The sequence below is a fragment of the Erythrobacter sp. SCSIO 43205 genome (assembly GCF_019904235.1).
GTDB lineage: Bacteria > Pseudomonadota > Alphaproteobacteria > Sphingomonadales > Sphingomonadaceae > Erythrobacter.
Genome location: NZ_CP063202.1, coordinates 1475565 through 1493024, shown reverse-complemented (window position 1 = coordinate 1493024; position 17460 = coordinate 1475565). Strand labels below are relative to the sequence as shown.

The window sequence follows — 17460 nt, the reverse complement described above, 5'->3', positions numbered from 1 at the left end:
TGGGAAACTGAGTCTTTCTTGCGCGCGCCCGCCTAAGCGCTTGGGGGCGCAAGAGCAAGCTTGAGGCGCGAGAAAGAAGGGGCTTTATTCAAACGCCACTATGCTGTCTTCGCAAACGTTCACCTGCGCGACCTCAATTTCACGCTCGCTTTCAGTGATCGCGCGGAAATCGAACAGGCAAGCGGCCGAGCCGTCGGTGACTTCGATGTTCCATTGTTGCCCGCGCGCAAGTGCGCTTCCGGTGAGCATATCCTTGCCCCAGCCAATCGTGGCCGAGTTTGACCAGAAAAGGCTGGTGAGCGCCTCGCCCGTGCGGTTGAGCAGCGAGATGTTGCGATTGAGCTCGCCATTGCCGAACTCTTCGCCTTTGCGAAAACCGACGATCTGGCCGGGCCGGGCCATAGCGTTATTGGGGCGCGTTGGCCCTGCGACAAAGGGTCCTGAACGCTTGCGCGGACCAAGCGCATCCCCCTCTTCGCCAAAGGCGATGGTGAGCACGTTTTTATCAGTGCCAAGATTATTGACGCTGATCTGATAATCCTGACACTTGCCTTGCGGGTCGAGGGTAAACTCTGTTGCATCTGTCAGGCCGTAGTCCGAATGGATCGAGCTACCCGACGCATCGGTCACGTCGAAATCAAGATCAGTGTCCCCGCGCCCGCGCGCGCTTACCTTGGTTGCCTCGCATATCTGCAATGGCACTTTGGTCGCGGCTTGGGCACCGATTGTGTATTCACCAGCGCCAATGTCTCCCACCCGCGATGCCGGGTCGATCAGTGTGACCCGGAATATGTTTTGCGCCTCGCCAAGATTTGTGACCGCAAGACCAAATGTCTCGCAGCCGCCCTTGGGGGTAAGCGATTTGAAGGTCACATCGCTAAGATCGGTGTCGGAGTGGATTTCGTCTCCTTCACCATCCGTCAGGATAAAGTCCAAATCGCTTGCGCCATTGCCGCGCACTTCCAGCCGGCTGGCCTCGCATACCGGCAGGTCAAGCGTCAGCCGCGTGTTGGCGGGCGCGGTGTATTCGCCCGGCCCTTCGCTATCAGCGGCTACCGTCGCGACCTCCCCTTGAGCATTGGTGATAGCAGCCGTCGCGGCAAGAGAGGTGGAAGGCGCTGTGCCAGCAAAGGGAGCAGGATCAGCGCCCTGTGGCTCAATCACCACCATCATCGCATTGTACACGGCGCCAATATTGGTGACTTCAAGCTCGAAGGTTTCGCAGTCAGACAGCAGCCCTTCCAGCTTGACGCTGGTTTCATCGCTTTCGCGATCATCCTCATGCACGATGCCACCGTCGGAATTGCGAATTACAAAGTCGAGATCGGTATCGCCGTCTCCCCTGATATCGACCTTGGCCGCTGTGCCGCAGGCGCGAAATTTGTGTTTTTCGGTCGCATTGCCTTGCACGATGTACTTTTTGACGCGGGTCGAGCTTGGCACAATGGGTTCAAGCACGAGGGTGAAGTCGTTCTCTTGTTCACCAAGGTTGGAAACCGACAGGCTGAACTGCGCGCATCCTTCGCTTTCATTGGTGAGCACCAGGCTGATGTAATCATCAATACCAGCGTCCGAGACGAGGTTTTCCCCGCTCGGCGATGTCACTTCGAAATCAAGGTCGGTTTCGCCCGTCCCGCGCACCGCCAATTGGGTTTCGGCCGAACACACATCAAGGGCGATGTCGAGCCGTTGAGACGGTTCTACCGTATATTCATCGACCGCAGCATGGGCGGAAGTGGCAGAAAGGGCGAAAAGGCCAACGCAGGCCATGAGAGAAGCACGATACATCATAATCAGGCGCCAATCTGCGGGACAAAAAGTTACCAGAGGCCTTACCCTATAGATTTTAGGGCCTGAATGACAGCTTGATCGCCTGCAATCGGGCTGATCGCTCTTAAAGTTCTTCGAGTGAAGAACCCTGGAGGACATGACTGCAGCCAAGCGCGCGCGCGTCTTCGCCCTCGCTCAATTGCGCTTTGGTGCGCCAGCCATTGGCGCGAAGGTCTGCTGCCTTGGTGTTATCGTGTCCTTCAGTGAGGTACACCAGAGGCCGCGCTTCGGGTTCGGGCGCGATTTCAGCCAGAGCGTTGAGATACAGCGTAAACCCGGTCGCCGGTTCATCGGTCCCGCCAATGCGATAGGTGCCCCCGCGCCCGATGGCTGCGCGCAATCCCTCGGCATAGAGCGTAAAGCCGAACCAGCTTTGATATTCAAAACCGTGCCGCTCTGTCGGATCGAGGGTAACGCGCGCGCGGGTCCCGATCTGCTCGGCAATCTTGCCCAGAATCTTGCCCAGATTATCGAGTTGCTGCGTCAGTGCCCCACCCTTGTCGAAGTCACGCAGTTTTGTGAGCGCGTCGTCAATCGGGCCGGTCGCATAAAGCAGTGGAAGGAACGCCTCGCCGCCAGCGGCTTTCAATCCGCCAGCATCCTTGGTGTCGAGCTCGCGGCGAATGGCTTCGATTATCTCGCTATCAAGCTCGCGCATTTGCGCGGCAAGAGTATCAACAAGATCGGGCATCGTGAAATCAACTGAGATGCCGGTAATCCCTGCCGCCTCAAGCGCTGCAATCGCGGTGGTGACGCTTTCAATCGCGGCCTGAAGCGTATCCGACCCGATCAGTTCGGCGCCCAATTGCAAACGCCCGCGCGCAGGGTTCAATTGGCTTGCTTTGATCAGCGCCGTCTCCCCGCAGTAAGCGAGACGAAGCGGGCGTGGCGCATCTTTCATGCTGGTCGCAGCAATTCGCCCGATTTGTGGAGTGATGTCGCTCCTCAAGGCCAATGTGCGAAGGCTCACCGGGTCTGTCAGGCGGAACATGGCGCGGGTCTGCATCCCCTTCATGCGCGCGCCAAGAGAGCTTTCAAACTCAAGCAACGGCGGACGCACTCTGTCATACCCGTGAGCATCGAGCGCATCCAGACAGCTGCGCATGGCGGCAGTGATGCGCGCAGCGCTCTGTGGGAGGCGGTCTTCGAGGCCTTCGGGCAGGAGGTCGGTGGTGTTGGTCATGGGTGTGCCCGCTAAGCTATGTTTGAACGGTGCGCAATGCCCACCCCATTGCAGCTAAGCTCAGCCCGAAGCGAGTTCGGGCTTCACTAAGTTTCATTGCCCCTCCCGCCTGCGGGAGGGGAGCGAGCCTTGCAAGCTCGCTTGCTAGTCGCAGCGGGGTGGGCCTTCGCAAGTCGTCAGAAAGACAGCCCCATCGCCATCTTTACGCCTTCAAGGTTGCTCGCTTCTTCAAGCACCTCAGCAGGCAGCGCATCGTCAAGGCTTAGCAGCAGAACCGCTTCGCCCCCTGCATCGCGGCGACCAAGGTTGAAGGTGCCGATGTTGATGCCGTGATTGCCAAGCAGCGTCCCGATACGGCCGATGAAGCCCGGCTTATCGTCATTGACGACGTAGAGCATATGGCCCTTAAGCTCCGCCTCGATCCCGATGCCGAAAATCTCGACAAGGCGCGGCGCTTCATTACCGAACAACGTGCCAGCAACCGAGCGTGTGCCCTGATCGGTTTCTACCGAAACGCGGATAAGCGTATTGAAGGCGCCATCCCGGTTTTGGCGGATTTCGCTGACCTCAAGACCGCGCTCTTTGGCGAGGAACGGGGCGTTGACCATGTTCACAGTGTCGGAATACCGGCGCATAAACCCGGCCAAAACCGCGCCCGTGATCGGCTTCCCGTTCAATTCAGACGCCGCGCCTTCGCGCTCGATGCTGATCTTGGTGAGATTGCCGTGAGCGAGCTGCCCGACGAGCGAGCCCAAACCTTCGGCCAAAGCCATGTAAGGCTTGAGTTTTGGCGCTTCCTCAGCGCTCAGCGATGGCATATTGAGCGCGTTGGTCACGCCGCCATTCACGAGATAGTCGGAAAGTTGCTCAGCCACTTGCAGCGCGACGTTGACCTGAGCCTCGGTAGTGCTGGCCCCCAAGTGCGGGGTACAAATGAAGTTCGGCGCACCGAACAGCACGTTGTCCTTCGCGGGTTCTTGCGCAAACACGTCGAGCGCCGCGCCAGCCACATGGCCGCTTTCCAGACAATCACGAAGGGCCGCCTCGTCGATGAGGCCGCCGCGCGCGCAGTTGATGATGCGAATACCTGGACGCGCCCCTTCGAGGCGTTCACGGCTCAGAATATTGCGCGTTTCATCGGTCAGAGGCGTGTGCAGCGAGACGAAATCAGCGCGCTGGAGAAGTGTGTCGAGGTCAACCTTCTCAATGCCAAGTTCAACCGCGCGGTCTTCGGTCAAGAACGGATCGTAAGCGATCACTTTCATCTTGAGACCCTGAGCACGGCTCGCTGCAATGGAACCGATGTTGCCAGCGCCAATGAGGCCAAAGGTCTTGCCAGTGACTTCGACACCCATGAAGTCCTTCTTGGGCCATTCGCCAGCCTGCGTGCCAGTGTTGGCGGCAGGGATTTGGCGAGCCAGCGCCATCATCATCGCAATCGCGTGTTCAGCGGTGGTGATCGAATTGCCGAACGGCGTGTTCATCACGACCACGCCTTTGCTCGACGCATAAGGAATATCGACATTGTCGACGCCGATCCCTGCGCGGCCAATCACTTTCAGATTGGTGGCAGCATCAAGGATTTCCTTGGTCACAGTGGTCGAAGAACGGATCGCAAGGCCGTGATATTCGCCAATGCGCGCCTTCAATTCTTCGGGCGTTTCGCCGGTGATCACATCCACATCGCAGCCGCGCTCTTCAAAAATGCGCGCTGCATTGGGGTCCATCTTATCGGAAATAAGTACTTTGGGTTTCGTCATGGGAAATTCCTTCGGGCGCTCCTGTCAACAACAGGGGCCGAGCAAATAAGGTGCTTATTCGGGTGGGTGTGCTCCTGCTTTGGCAGGAGCACACGACTGGCCGATCAACCGTTCTTGACGGATTCGTAGGCCCACTCAATCCACGGCAGGAGACGCTTGATGTCTTCTGCCTCGACCGTACCGCCGCACCAAATGCGAAGTGATGGCGGTGCATCGCGGTAGCCGTTGAAATCGTAACCAACGGCGCGCTCTTCGAGCATGGATACGATTTTCTTGGGCACTGCTGCCTGATCTTCGGCAGACAGGCCATCGTACCAATCGCCAGTGAACTGCATACACACGCCGGTATTGGTGCGCTTTGCAGGATCGGCGACCATATTCTTGAGCCACGGTGTGCGCTCAATCCAGTCCTTGACGATGTCCGCATTGGTGGTCGCGCGCTCAAAGAGCGCTGCACGCCCGCCAATCGACTTTGCCCATTCAAGAGCAGCGATGTAATCTTCCGTTGCCAGCAGCGAAGGCGTGTTGATCGTTGCGCCTTCAAAAATCGCGCGGTTGATCTTGTCGCCTTTCTTCATGCGGAAAAGCTTTGGTAGCGGCCATGGCGGATCATAGCTTTCGATCCGCGCAACCGCTTTGGGCGAGAGGATAAGCATACCGTGCTGAGCCTCAGAGCCCATGATCTTCTGCCACGAGAATGTCGTTGCATCGAGCTTGGCCCAATCCATTTCCATCGCGAAGACAGCAGAGGTTGCATCGTTGATCGTGATCCCTTCGCGGCCCTCTTCGAGCCAGTCTGTGTTGGGGATCATCGCACCTGATGTCGTACCGTTCCATGTGAACACAACATCGTTGCGCTGAGGAATGGTGGTGAGGTCGGGGATTTCGCCATAATCGGCGGTCATAGTTTGCAGGTTAGGCAGTTTAAGCTGCTTCACTGCATCCTGAATCCACACATTGCCAAAGCTTTCCCACGCAGCCACCGTCGCCGGGCGCGCAGGGTCAAGCATGGTCCACATCGCCGCCTCAAGAGCGCCGGTGTCGGAAGCTGGCATGATGCCGACAAGATAATCATCCGGCACGCCGAGCAATTCGCGTGTCAGATCAATCGCATATTTCAGGCGGCTTTTGCCAAGCGCTGAACGGTGCGAACGACCGAGCGATTCTGTTTTCAGCTTGTCGAGGGACCAGCCCGGGAATTTTACCGTAGGACCGGAAGAAAATTGGGGACGCTCAGGTTTGAGCGAAGGCTCGTGTTGGAGCCCACGTGTGTATTCAGTCATGTATTCTCTCCTTACAGAGAGCTCGCGCGGCGTTGGGACCGCGTGGCCCGGAGCCGCGTGTAAACACATCCGTTGGCGAGTCAATCGCTCTTGGCGAAGTTTCCGGTTGGTAATGGCGCAATCGGCTTGGCGCTCAGGCGATTTGGGAACCGAGCCGCCGCTCAATGGCTAACCCTATCAAAGAGCACGCAGGATATTTTGAAAGGACAAAAGCATGAGCGGCTATCTCAAAGATGGAGAATGGCACGAAGGATCAGACGGTTACGCAGAGGACGACGGCACTTTTCAGCGGTGGGAAACCGATTTTCGCGACTGGATTACACCCGATGGCTCCCCCGGACCCGATGGCCAGAACGCAGTGAAAGCCGAGGCAGGGCGATTTCACCTCTACGTTTCCTACGCCTGTCCATGGGCGCATCGCACCCTTATCACGCGGGCACTCAAAGAGATTGAGGATATCATCCCGATTTCGGTCACGCACTGGTTGATGCGCGAACGTGGCTGGACCTTTGATGATGGCCCCGGCGTTGTTCCCGATCCCAACGAAGGTGCTGGCACTATCCACGAGCTTTATCAGATCGCGCGCGATGACGTCACGGGTAAGGCGACCGTCCCGGTCCTTTGGGACAAGAAAGAACGCCGCATCATCAACAATGAAAGCTCCGAGATTATCCGCATCTTTAACGATGGCTTTTCAGAGCTTGGCGCGAACGACATCGATCTTTACCCTGCCCCTCACCGCGAAGAGATCAACGCGGTGAATGAGCGCGTATACGAGGACGTGAATAACGGCGTTTACAAAAGCGGCTTTGCCACCACGCAGGAAGCGTATGAAGAGGCGGTCGAGCCCCTGTTTGACACCCTTCACTGGCTGGAGGGGCGTTTGGAAGGGCAGGATTACCTCGTCGGCGGACAACTGACCGAGGCGGATATTCGCCTGCTTACAACGCTTTTGCGCTTTGATGCGGTTTATTACAGCCATTTCAAATGCAATCGCAAACGCATCGCGGACTTGCCCAATCTGCACCGCTACACACTCGCTCTTGCAGGACGCGAAGAGATTGCGGGCACGATCAATATGCACCATGCCAAGCATCACTATTATCAAAGCCACAAGAGCATCAATCCGACCCAGATTGTACCTGTGGGACCGGATTTGCAATTTGGCTGATTGGCCTCATGAAAACTGTATCAATGCAAGGTGTAGTCAGCGCGGCCCCAATGTCTTAAACAGCGCCGCGTGATGCAGCCTTCCGATCTTCGAATTGCCCTGTTCAGTGGCAACTATAACTACACCCGCGATGGAGCGAATCAGGCGTTGAACCGTCTGGTTGGCACGCTTCTGGACAAGGGTGCGAAGGTGCGCGTCTACGCGCCAACCGTTGCTGAACCTGATTTTGAACCAACGGGCGATCTTATTGGTGTGCCCAATGTGCGGATGCCAGTGAAAGGGCGCGGGGAGTATCGGTTGCCATTGCGGCTCGGGCGCGCGGCTAAGCGTGACCTTGTGAAGTTCGAACCCAATATCGTGCATATCGCCTCACCCGATCCAATGGGACACGCAGCGTTACGTTGGGCTCAGGAATACGACATTCCGGTGCTATCTTCCGTGCACACGCGGTTTGAGACATATCCGCGCTATTACAACATGGCGTTCTTGGAGCCTTTTATAATCAAGATGCTGCGGCGGTTTTATAACCGCTGCGATGCTCTGGTCGCGCCGTCGCAAAGCATGATCGATGAACTTCTCGCGATGAAAATGCACGATGACATCACGCTGTGGTCGCGAGGGGTGGATCGCTCGATTTTTTCTTCCGAGAAACGCGATTTGGAGTGGCGCCGCTCAATCGGGCTTGATGATGACGATGTCGCTATCGTTTTCCTCGGCAGGTTGGTGATGGAAAAAGGGCTCGACGTTTTTGCCGACACCATCATTGAACTGCGCAAACGACAAGTACCGCACAAGGTTCTGGTCATTGGCGATGGCCCTGCCCGCGAATGGTTTGAAAACGCCCTTCCCGGCGGGATTTTTGCAGGGTTCAAAACGGGCGCTGATCTGGGGCAAGCGCTGGCAAGCGGCGATATTTTCTTTAACCCCAGCGTCACCGAAACATTCGGCAATGTGACACTGGAAGCCATGGCCTCAGGGCTTCCCGTAGTGGCCGCTGGCGCAACGGGGGCATCAAGCCTTGTGACCGATGGCGAGACCGGACGGCTGGTGCCGCTGGTCGGCAAAAGGGGTCAGGAAAAGCCCGATGCTGCCGGTCTTGCCGAAGCGCTTGCGCCCTATTGCACCGACGCCGAATTGCGCCGCACGCATGGGGCAGCAGGCGAAGCGCGCAGCCTCGAATATAGTTGGGAAGCGATCAACATGGTCGTCGCCGAAACCTATATCCGCCTGATTGAAGATCGCCGCGCGCTGCAAGCCGCAGAAGATCAAGCGGCCGCCGGAACCACCGTCTAGATTGACGACTGCTTCAACGAAGTACCCCCTTCTTCGCCATGCGCGTGGCATAGAAGAGCATGAAGAGCGTGGTGATCCAGATAATAATAGTAAGCGGCGGGTTCGCTAGACTTTCGGGAATATCGCTCATCCCATATTGCCAGATGTTCGAACCGAGAAGGCCAACGATGGCAGCAAGGATCGAATAGACTGCGAAACGCGAACGCAAAAGAAGCAGGATCGAGCCTAGGATCGCGCCCCAAACACCCAAAGCCCAAAAGAAATTCGACCACACAGGCGCAGAGGCGAAATAAGCGATTTCTTCCTCGCCCATGCCCAGCCGCTCCAACATTCCAAGCCGCGTCATGGTGTAGCTAAAACCGCCCACCGCGTTCCACAAAAGGGTCAATACCCCCACCACCCAAAGGTGCCATGGCGTCTTGGTTTCACGTCCAAATGATGTGCCCATAATCAATCCCCTCCCTTGCGAACCAGTGGTCCAAAAGGAAGGGGATAGAACGCCGGTAAGACGGGCGCAAATTTTCGCGGTGGTTACATCCGCTCGATGCGCTTGGCGACTTCGTCAATGATATCGACGATTTCATTCATCGCCGCCTGATCAAGCTTCCCTGCGCGCGCACGGTTTTTAAGGACGGTGCCAAGGTTCCCCATCGCGCGGAAGAGGTCAGGCGACTTTTCTCGGATGCGCTCTGTGCGCTCGCCATGTTCACCGAGCCGCTCCATTAATTCGGCCACCTCATCGGAGCGCTCTTCAAGTTCGGCTTTGCCCGATTTGGTCGCCTTGAAAGGCTTCTTGCTGCTGCCTTCGCCGTCTTCTTCGCTGGCCTTGCCCTTGGCGGGCTTAATCATGCCCTCTTCCTCAAGCATTTGCAGCGTCGGATAAACCGCGCCGGGAGACGGCGCATAGCTGCCGCCGGTCATGTCTTCGATGGCGCGGATTAGCTCATATCCATGGCGCGGTTCGCGCGCGATGAGCGCAAGGAGAGCCAGTCGCAGCTCGCCCGTTCCAAACATCCGGCCACGGCGTTTGCGGCCTGCACCTCTTCGCGCGGGACCATCGTGCCAATCATCCGCACCTCTTGACCGGCGACGCGCACGGCGTTCGCTGCTGTCCCAGTCAGAGGCCGCCGAGGCAGCCATCATGGCGATCATGGGGCCAAGTTTTTCCCAGCCGCCGTTTCTCCCGTTCCATGTCATTAACAAAACTCCTGATACTACTTACATTGCATAAGATATATCTTTGATGCATCTCTTCAAGTGCGACCCTTCAAGAATGTGGCATTTCCCGACGAACGGCTTATCTCGGTCTGCCAATGGCTGATCTGTTCGAAACTGAGGCGCAAAAAGCACCTGTTGAGGCCCCGCGCGACGATGCGCCGCTAGCCGATCGCCTGCGTCCGCGCGCTTTGTCAGAGGTCATTGGGCAAGAGCATCTGACCGGTCCGGAAGGCGCTATTGGGCGCATGGTAGCGGCGGGCAAACTGGCGAGCATGATCCTTTGGGGCCCGCCTGGCACAGGCAAGACCAGCATCGCGCGGCTCCTCGCGGCAAGCGTGGGGATGCGCTTTCAATCGATCAGCGCGGTATTTTCAGGGGTCGCCGACCTCAAAAAAGCCTTCGCCGAAGCCGACAAGATGGCGGGCGCGGGACAAAAGACGCTGTTGTTTGTTGACGAAATCCACCGCTTCAACCGCGCGCAGCAGGATGGCTTTTTGCCCTTTGTCGAGCGTGGCACAGTGACGCTGGTTGGGGCGACGACCGAGAACCCAAGCTTTGCCCTTAACGCGGCGCTTTTGAGCCGCGCGCAAGTGCTGATCCTTGAACGATTGGGACACGAAGCTTTGGGCGCTCTGCTTGAGCGAGCGGAGGGCCTCGAAGGCCCCCTCCCTCTCACAGATGAAGCGCGCGCTGCCCTGATTGCGAGCGCGGATGGTGATGGCCGGTTCCTTTTGGGGCAGGCCGAAACGCTCTACAATGCGAAGCTGCCCGAGCCGCTCGACCCTCAAGGATTGAGCGCATTCCTGCAACGCCGGGTTGCCGTCTACGACAAGGACCGCGACGGGCATTACAATCTTATCAGCGCGCTGCATAAGTCCTTGCGCGGGTCCGACCCACAAGCCGCGCTCTATTACCTTGCACGGATGCTGACCGCGGGGGAAGAGCCGCTCTACGTGCTGCGACGCCTTGTGCGTTTTGCCAGCGAGGACATTGGCCTTGCCGACCCGCAAGCCCTTACCCAATGCCTTGCCGCCAAGGACGCTTACCAGTTCCTCGGCAGTCCAGAGGGCGAGCTCGCCATCGTGCAAGCCTGCCTATACTGCGCCACCGCGCCCAAATCGAATGCCGCCTATGCCGCGCAAAAGGCTGCGTTCAAATCCGCGCGCGAAACGGGCAGCCTGATGCCGCCCGCCAATATCCTCAACGCACCAACCGCGCTGATGAAGGATATTGGATATGGAAAGGGGTATTCCTACGACCACGAGGCAGAAGACGGCTTTTCAGGAGACAATTACTGGCCCGACGATCTGCCGCCACAGACGTTCTACGAACCAGTCGAGCGCGGCTTTGAGCGCAAGGTGAAAGAGCGCATCGACTATTGGAACCGTCTTCGTGAGGGGCGCAAGTCCTCAAGCAGCGAAGCGGTAGGACACAAGAATGCGTGAGTGGGACCATTTTCTCGCTATCGACTGGTCAGGCGCGAAGGGTGAACGCCACAAGGGGATCGCCCTCGCTCTAGCCACCAAGGCGGGCGAAGCGCCAGTGCTGGTCGAGCCCCCGAAAGGTGGTTTCTCGCGGACCGATGTGCTCGAAATCCTGCGCGATGATTTGCCAGTGAATACGCTCGTCGGGATCGATCTTGGCATCTCGCTTCCCTTCAACGATTGCGGCGCATTCTTCCCCGGCTGGGACCGGAGCCCCTCCCATGCCAAAAAGCTCTGGGCTCTGATCGACGCTATTTGCGCTGGTGAGCCACACCTTGGCGCAAACGCCTTTGTCACCCATCCCGATGCGCGGCGATATTTTCGCCACGGCAAAGAGGATGAGGGCGACCGCTTCCACCTTCCTCAAGCCATCAGCAGGCAAGGCCGTTTCCGCGAGGCCGAAATCGCGCAGTGGCGCCAGAACTGCCGTCCTGTGAGCAACTTCAACCTCGTGGGTGCAGCCCAAGTGGGCAAAAGCTCGCTTACGGGGATGCGAATGCTCCACCAGCTTCGCGGACATTTGCCCGTGTGGCCCATGGACAAAATACCCGAGCGCCGTGTCAAAAAAGGCGGTTCAATGCTGTGCGAAGTCTATACCGGGCTCGCCTCGCGCGAGGCGGCGGCGCAAAGCGGGTCGCGCACCAAGCTTTTAACCTACGCTGATTTGAATGCAGCGCTTGAGGCTTTGGGCTCTCCTGCGGTCGATCAAGTGGGGGAGATCGACGATCATTCGTCCGACGCATTGCTGACGGCGGCATGGTTGCGCAAGGCATCCAAGGAGCCCGAACGCTGGGAACCGCGCGCGCTCACGGCTGAGATTGCATGGACTGAAGGCTGGACGTTCGGGGCGTTCTGATTTGCGAAGCTGCATCCGCAGCGTCGTCCTCGCTAGACGTCCTTCCCCGGATCAAGTCCGGGGTGCGGACCCGCTCCGGGCGCGAGTCTTTGATTGTCCTATCGCTTCGCTACTTGAGGACCGTCGCCCTTGCAGCACGTGCGGTGCCATTTCTACTTTTGAGGTCTAGCGGTAAAGCCGTGAAACCGGATCGGGGCGCTCTTTGCGGTAGCCTGTTTGGCGCAGGTCATCGAGCATCGCCTGACGGCGTTCGTCAATCCCGCTGGCGAGCGCTTGCGGCGCTTCGTCTTCCACTGGCGGACCTTGTTCTGGACCGTAGATCATGTCGATCACACCCAGATTGTGCTGATTGATCATATCGGGAATCAAGAACGCATCGATCAACCACCAGATTATCGTCACCACTAATCCAACGACGCTAAGTGACAAGAGCAGCTGACCAAGGCCCGAACCCGTCTTGCCCGCATAAAAGCGATGCACACCGAGCCACCCAAAGAAAAACCACAGGAGGTACGCCACCCCCTTGGACTTTTCATGGGCCTCAAAGACCTGTTCTTTCTGCTCAAGCGTATTCATTTCCACCGTCCCGATACTGTCGCTAAGATGTATCTTGGAGCCGTGCATGGCAAGCTGTAAAAACCGCAATAGGTGCCTTCTTCGATGAATGGACGACTGCGTTCGGCGAATTTGCGCAAAAGGGGTCTGGACAGGTGCCCCCCTTTGCGGCTAGCGGGCGCTTCTCGCGTTTGATACGTCAGTCGCGAAGACAAAATGGGCCGGCTTAGCTCAGTTGGTAGAGCAGTTGATTTGTAATCATCAGGCCGCGGGTTCGACTCCTGCAGCCGGCACCATTTTCCCTTCCAAACCGTCGGTTTTCCCGCAAAAACTGCTTTTTCCAAGGGCCATTGCGCTGTAGGAAGCGCGCATGGCGTGCGGGGAGTGCCAAAACGAACAGGCAAAAGGCCACAAATTCTGCAGCAATTGCGGGGAAAAACTCGCATCTGCTACACACGCGCACACGTCGTCCGCAAACGCCTTGGGTGACAGCGCGAAGCCCAAGACGGAGCGCCGTCAGATCACGGTTCTGTTTTACGATCTCGTAGGCTCAACCAAGCTTTCAACCAGCGTCGAACCGGAAGATTTCCGCGAGGCGATCTCGAACTTTCACAATGTCGCCTCCGCCGCAGTGCAGCCTTTCGATGCGTATGTCGGCGCTCATGTGGGCGATGGCGGCATAATCTACTTTGGTTATCCGGTCGCCTCAGAAGATGCGGCAGAATGTGCCGTTCTCTCAGGGCTCGCCTTGATTGATGCAGTATCCAAGATCACCCTTCCCAATGGAGAGAAGGCGAAAGCGCGCGTGGGTATCGCAACTGGCACCAGCATTGTTGGCCGTATCGAAGAAGGCGACACTGGCAACAGCGCCGTCGGACAGGTCACCAGCCTCGCTGCGCGTTTGCAAAGCTATGCGAAGGCCAATCAATGCGTCATCGCCGAAAGGACGAGGCGGCTTGTCGGCGGCCTGTTCCAGCTTGAGGACTTAGGGATCATCGATGCCAAGGGGTTTGCCGAAAACGTGCGCGCTTTTGGCGTGATCGCGCGCAGCCAGCAGGACCGCTTCAGAGCGCTGCGCGGCGGCAATATACCGCTGATCGGGCGTAAGAGCCAGACACACGAACTCCACGATAAATGGGCCAAAGCGCAGGATGGCACCCTTCAAGTCTGTATGGTCGAAGGCGAGGCCGGGGTTGGCAAATCGCGCTTTGTCGCCGATTTCATCCATTCCCTCGACCATACTAACGCGACCTTTATCCCGTGCTTTTGTGCGCCTCACTCGCGCCAGGCCGCGCTGCGCCCTTTCATCACCCGCCTGAGAAATATGGCCGGGGCAAGCGACCACCAATCGCAGCCATCGCTTGAAACCTTCGACAATCGCCTTGCACCGGGCACAAGCGAGCTTGACCGGCATATGCTTGGCGCCTTGATCGGGCTTGATACACCCGCTCCGCAAGAGGTCGCAGCGATGAACGCAGGCCAATTGCGCCGTTCCACCATTAGCGCCATTCTCAATCAGATCGACCTGCTCGCACAGCAAGCGCCAGTCGTGGTCCTGATGGAAGATATGCACTGGGCCGATCCCACCACCTTCGAATTGCTCGAAGGGTTCCTTTCACAAGGCGATGCGGGGCGGATCATGGTGATTATGACGGCCCGCCCGGACATCCATGACATCTGGCAAGTCAGCAAGAGCATCGCACGCATTGAACTGCCCCCTCTTACCGATGAAGAGGCTGGCGCGCTGATCAATCAGGTTCTGGGTGCAAAGGCCTCTCCCTCAATGGTGGAAGCCATCACCGAAAGGGCAAGCGGGATTGCCTTGTTCATCGAGGAATTGACTAAGGCGATTCTCGATTCAGAGGCCCATGTGCCGGGCAGTGCTGCGGAAGGGCTCGGTGTGCAGTCCAGTTTCACTTTGCCAGAAACCTTGCAGGATTCGCTGCTGGCGCGGCTCGATCAACTGGGAGAGGCAAAACGGATTGCGCAAATCGCATCTGTCGTGGGGCGCGAGTTCACGATAGCGGATCTGGCTAGGGTTGCCCCTGATCTAACCCCGCTAATCGAACGCGGGTGCAAGAAGCTGCTTGAGGCGGGTCTGACGGTTGCCATGCCTGGCAAAGCTGAAGAGTTTCAGTTCCGCCACGTCCTGATTCAGGAGATCGCCTATTCGACCCTCGTTCGCGGAGAGAGGCGCGAATACAACGCCTGCCTTCTCGAGGCGCTTGAGCAAAACGACGGCAAAGACAATCCGATCGATCCTGAACGCTGGGCGCATTATGCACTTGAAGCAGGGCTGCCTGCGCGCGCGGTGCATTATTGGCTTTTGGCAGGTCAGGACGCTTTGCGTGTCTTTGCGATGAAGGAGGCCGAAGCGCGGCTGCGGCGCGGTCATGAGTTGATCGGACAGGTGGGCGACCCAAGCGAGCGAGCAAGGCTGGAGCTTGATATTCTGCTCACGCTTGGCAAGGTTTTGCTCGCGCAAGTGGGCCATGCGAACCCTGAAACGGGCAAGGTCTATGCACGGGCAAGGGAACTTGCCGAAGAGCGCGGCGACCGGGCAAGACTGCTCGCCTCGATGCATGGCCAGCAATCCTATGACCTGCAACTGAGCCGTATTCAGGAAACACAGGATCGCGGCGCAGAAATGCTGTCGATGGGGGAAACATTCGATGATGATGCCTGGCGCCTCATCGGATACCGCAGCCGTGGCATCGCAAGCTTTCCCTTGGGCGACTACAAACAATGCGCAAGCGATCTTCTGGCCGGGATCGCCATGCTCGACCAGATCGGCGACAGCGCCGCGCAGGATGTGGTGGCCGACGATCTTCTCGCCGCCATGCAAATCTATGCCTCCTGGGCCCTTGTTTACATGGGCGAGACTGCGCGCGGCGAAGACCTTTACACTGCTGCTTGCGCTCGCGCAGAGGAAATCTCTCAACCCTACACCCGCGCTTTTGCAGGCGTCGGACGCAATTATTGCCGCCTCATGCTGGGTGATTTTCACGGACTTGAGCAGGATTTGGAAGATTGCATCGCGCTTTGCGCTCAGAATGAAATCCACTATTTCCTCTTCACCGAGCGCGTTCATCTGGCCCACTATCGGGCGCTGAACGGCGCATCCGATGGCGCGCAGCAAATAGCGCAGGCTATCGAAGAATATCGCCAGACGGGCAGCATATTGTACCAGCCAACCTATCGCCATTGGGAGGGGTTGGCATGGCTTGGCCAAGGTGAGCTTGGCAAAGCGCGCGAGGCCAATGACTGGGCGATCGAGACGACGACCCAATATGGCATGACCCATATGCTGGCCGAATATTATGGATTGAAAGCCGTGCTGGACCACCTTGACCAAAAGCCAGACGAAGCGCTCGCAGCCGCTACCATGGCCCGCAATTGGGCCACGGACCAAGAGGCAAGGCTCTGCGAAGATCTGAACAAGAAAATTTGGGAAAAATTCGGTTTTTATAGTCTGTTGCCCGCCTAGTCGTGTATTCTTGCCTGGCAAGCAACATGGGGGATACGAAATGGGTAATGTCGCAGCATTTGGCCGGGTGAAGAAAAGCCAAGACAAGGCCTCATCGGGCGATGAACGATTTGACCCTACGCTTTTACAATCAGACGGTTTTCTCTCGCGCGTGATTGAGCGTATTGTTCGCTACCCTTACCCCTATATGTCCTTTTTGCGGCGCTATTGGCCGATCCCCACGATAGGCAATTGGGCCTTCATCACGCGCTATGATGATGTCGCTGAAGCGCTCCAGAATGACAAGCAGATCGCGGTGCCCTTCGGCCCCAAGATCGAGGCGCTGAACGGCGGGCCGAATTTCGTTCTCGGCATGGCCGATGGCCCCGCCTACCAAGGGCTTAAGAAAGAAACGATGAGCGCCTTCAAGCTCACCGACAATGAAGAAATCGTAGCCCCGCTCGCTTATAAAGAGGCCAAGCGCTTGCTTGATGAGGGTGATGGCAGGATTGACGGTGTGCGCGGCCTTCTGACGCTGGTGCCGACGCGAATTTGCGAAGAATATTACGGACTTCGCATCGCAGATAAGGCCAACTTCGGGCGTTGGACCATTGCGATGAGCACATATATGTTTGGCAATCCGACCGACGATCCCAACCTTGAAGAGGCCGCTTTCGGAGCGGCTGAATTCGTGCGCCCGATTGTGGATGAGGCGATTGACCGGGCACAGGCAAATCCGGGCGGTGACACAATCGTTGCGCGGCTGGTCGAGCGCCAACGCCAAAATCCTGAGGCCATGCCTGACAATATTATCCGCGCAATCCTGATCGGGATGGTGACGGGCTTTGTGCCCACAAACACGATGGCATCGGGCCATATGCTCGATCTTCTCTTGGAAAAGCCCGATTGGATGCGGCAGGCGCGCGAAGCTGCTCGAAATGGAGACGATGACCTTTTGAAGCGCTGCCTGTTCGAGGCGATGCGTTTCTGGCCGCTCAATCCAGGACCATTCCGTGTGGCAGCCGAAGACGTGGTGATTGCCAAGGGAACAAAGCGGCAAAAACTCATCAAGAAAGGCACCAAGATTCTCGTCTCCACCCAATCCGCGATGCATGATCCGCGCCGGGTGGAGAATCCTTCCAAATTTGATCCGAGCCGCAAGCAGACCGATTATATGCTGATGGGATTTGGCCTGCACTGGTGCATCGGTGCGCCGCTCGCCTATGCGCAGATCACACAGACTTTCAAAGCCTTGCTGGAACGCGACAATGTCCGCCGTGCGCCGGGAATAGATGGCAAGCTCACCACCTTTGGGCCCTTCCCTGAAAGCCTGTGGGTCGAATACGACTAGGCCCAGCGGG

General features: G+C 57.7%; 13 protein-coding genes and 1 tRNA gene. 7 read left to right on the top strand and 7 right to left on the bottom strand.

Features of this window, described 5'->3' with window-relative positions:
- Positions 1-84: 84 nt before the first annotated feature.
- From INR77_RS06845 to INR77_RS06830, 4 genes are all read right to left on the bottom strand, one after another.
- Positions 85-1791 carry a hypothetical protein gene (locus INR77_RS06845; RefSeq protein WP_223073143.1) on the bottom strand — a complete coding sequence of 569 codons (1707 nt, stop codon included), beginning with the start codon at positions 1789-1791 and terminating at the stop codon, positions 85-87.
- 103 nt (positions 1792-1894) lie between these two features.
- The gene (locus tag INR77_RS06840) at positions 1895-3013 is read right to left on the bottom strand and encodes an ATP phosphoribosyltransferase regulatory subunit (protein ID WP_223073142.1); all 1119 of its coding nucleotides are present in this window, start codon (positions 3011-3013) and stop codon (positions 1895-1897) included.
- Between the two features lie 176 nt (positions 3014-3189).
- The gene (gene serA, locus INR77_RS06835; protein WP_223073141.1) at positions 3190-4773 is read right to left on the bottom strand and encodes a phosphoglycerate dehydrogenase; all 1584 of its coding nucleotides are present in this window, start codon (positions 4771-4773) and stop codon (positions 3190-3192) included.
- A 104-nt stretch (positions 4774-4877) separates the two neighbouring features.
- On the bottom strand, positions 4878-6056 hold the full coding sequence (locus tag INR77_RS06830) for a phosphoserine transaminase (RefSeq protein ID WP_223073140.1): 1179 nt from the start codon (positions 6054-6056) through the stop codon (positions 4878-4880).
- Positions 6057-6270: 214 nt separating this feature from the next.
- On the opposite strand from INR77_RS06830, the gene INR77_RS06825 reads away from it, so the two are divergent.
- Together INR77_RS06825 and INR77_RS06820 are read left to right on the top strand one after the other, a co-directional pair.
- Positions 6271-7227 carry a glutathione S-transferase family protein gene (locus INR77_RS06825; protein WP_223073139.1) on the top strand — a complete coding sequence of 319 codons (957 nt, stop codon included), beginning with the start codon at positions 6271-6273 and terminating at the stop codon, positions 7225-7227.
- 72 nt (positions 7228-7299) lie between these two features.
- Entirely contained in the window at positions 7300-8520 is a 1221-nt protein-coding gene (locus tag INR77_RS06820; RefSeq protein WP_223073442.1) for a glycosyltransferase family 1 protein, read from the top strand.
- 13 nt (positions 8521-8533) lie between these two features.
- On the opposite strand, the gene INR77_RS06815 is transcribed toward INR77_RS06820, so the two are convergent.
- Together INR77_RS06815 and INR77_RS06810 are read right to left on the bottom strand one after the other, a co-directional pair.
- Positions 8534-8968, bottom strand: coding sequence for a hypothetical protein (locus tag INR77_RS06815; RefSeq protein ID WP_223073138.1), 435 nt, complete (start codon positions 8966-8968; stop codon positions 8534-8536).
- An 83-nt stretch (positions 8969-9051) separates the two neighbouring features.
- Positions 9052-9717 carry a PadR family transcriptional regulator gene (locus INR77_RS06810; RefSeq protein WP_255573974.1) on the bottom strand — a complete coding sequence of 222 codons (666 nt, stop codon included), beginning with the start codon at positions 9715-9717 and terminating at the stop codon, positions 9052-9054.
- 116 nt (positions 9718-9833) lie between these two features.
- Here INR77_RS06810 and INR77_RS06805 point away from each other — a divergent pair, with 116 nt between their 5' ends.
- Entirely contained in the window at positions 9834-11183 is a 1350-nt protein-coding gene (locus tag INR77_RS06805) for a replication-associated recombination protein A (RefSeq protein ID WP_223073137.1), read from the top strand.
- Complete coding sequence (locus tag INR77_RS06800) at positions 11176-12078, top strand: hypothetical protein (RefSeq protein WP_223073136.1); 903 nt, start codon at positions 11176-11178, stop codon at positions 12076-12078. The genes INR77_RS06805 and INR77_RS06800 overlap by 8 nt, the downstream gene beginning before the upstream one ends.
- Before the next feature lie 165 nt (positions 12079-12243).
- On the opposite strand, the gene INR77_RS06795 is transcribed toward INR77_RS06800, so the two are convergent.
- Positions 12244-12723 (bottom strand): TM2 domain-containing protein, encoded by a 480-nt coding sequence (locus INR77_RS06795; RefSeq protein ID WP_255573973.1) that lies wholly within the window; start codon positions 12721-12723, stop codon positions 12244-12246.
- Positions 12724-12853: 130 nt separating this feature from the next.
- Here INR77_RS06795 and INR77_RS06790 point away from each other — a divergent pair.
- The 3 genes from INR77_RS06790 to INR77_RS06780 all read left to right on the top strand — a co-directional run bounded on the left by INR77_RS06790 (position 12854) and on the right by INR77_RS06780 (position 17450).
- Positions 12854-12929: transfer RNA gene (locus INR77_RS06790), tRNA-Thr, on the top strand.
- Between the two features lie 185 nt (positions 12930-13114).
- A complete protein-coding gene (locus tag INR77_RS06785; protein ID WP_223073135.1) occupies positions 13115-16120 on the top strand; it encodes an AAA family ATPase in 3006 nt (1001 codons plus the stop codon).
- Positions 16121-16160: 40 nt separating this feature from the next.
- Positions 16161-17450: a cytochrome P450 gene (locus INR77_RS06780; protein ID WP_223073134.1), complete on the top strand. Its 1290-nt coding sequence runs from the start codon at positions 16161-16163 to the stop codon at positions 17448-17450.
- Positions 17451-17460: the final 10 nt, after the last annotated feature.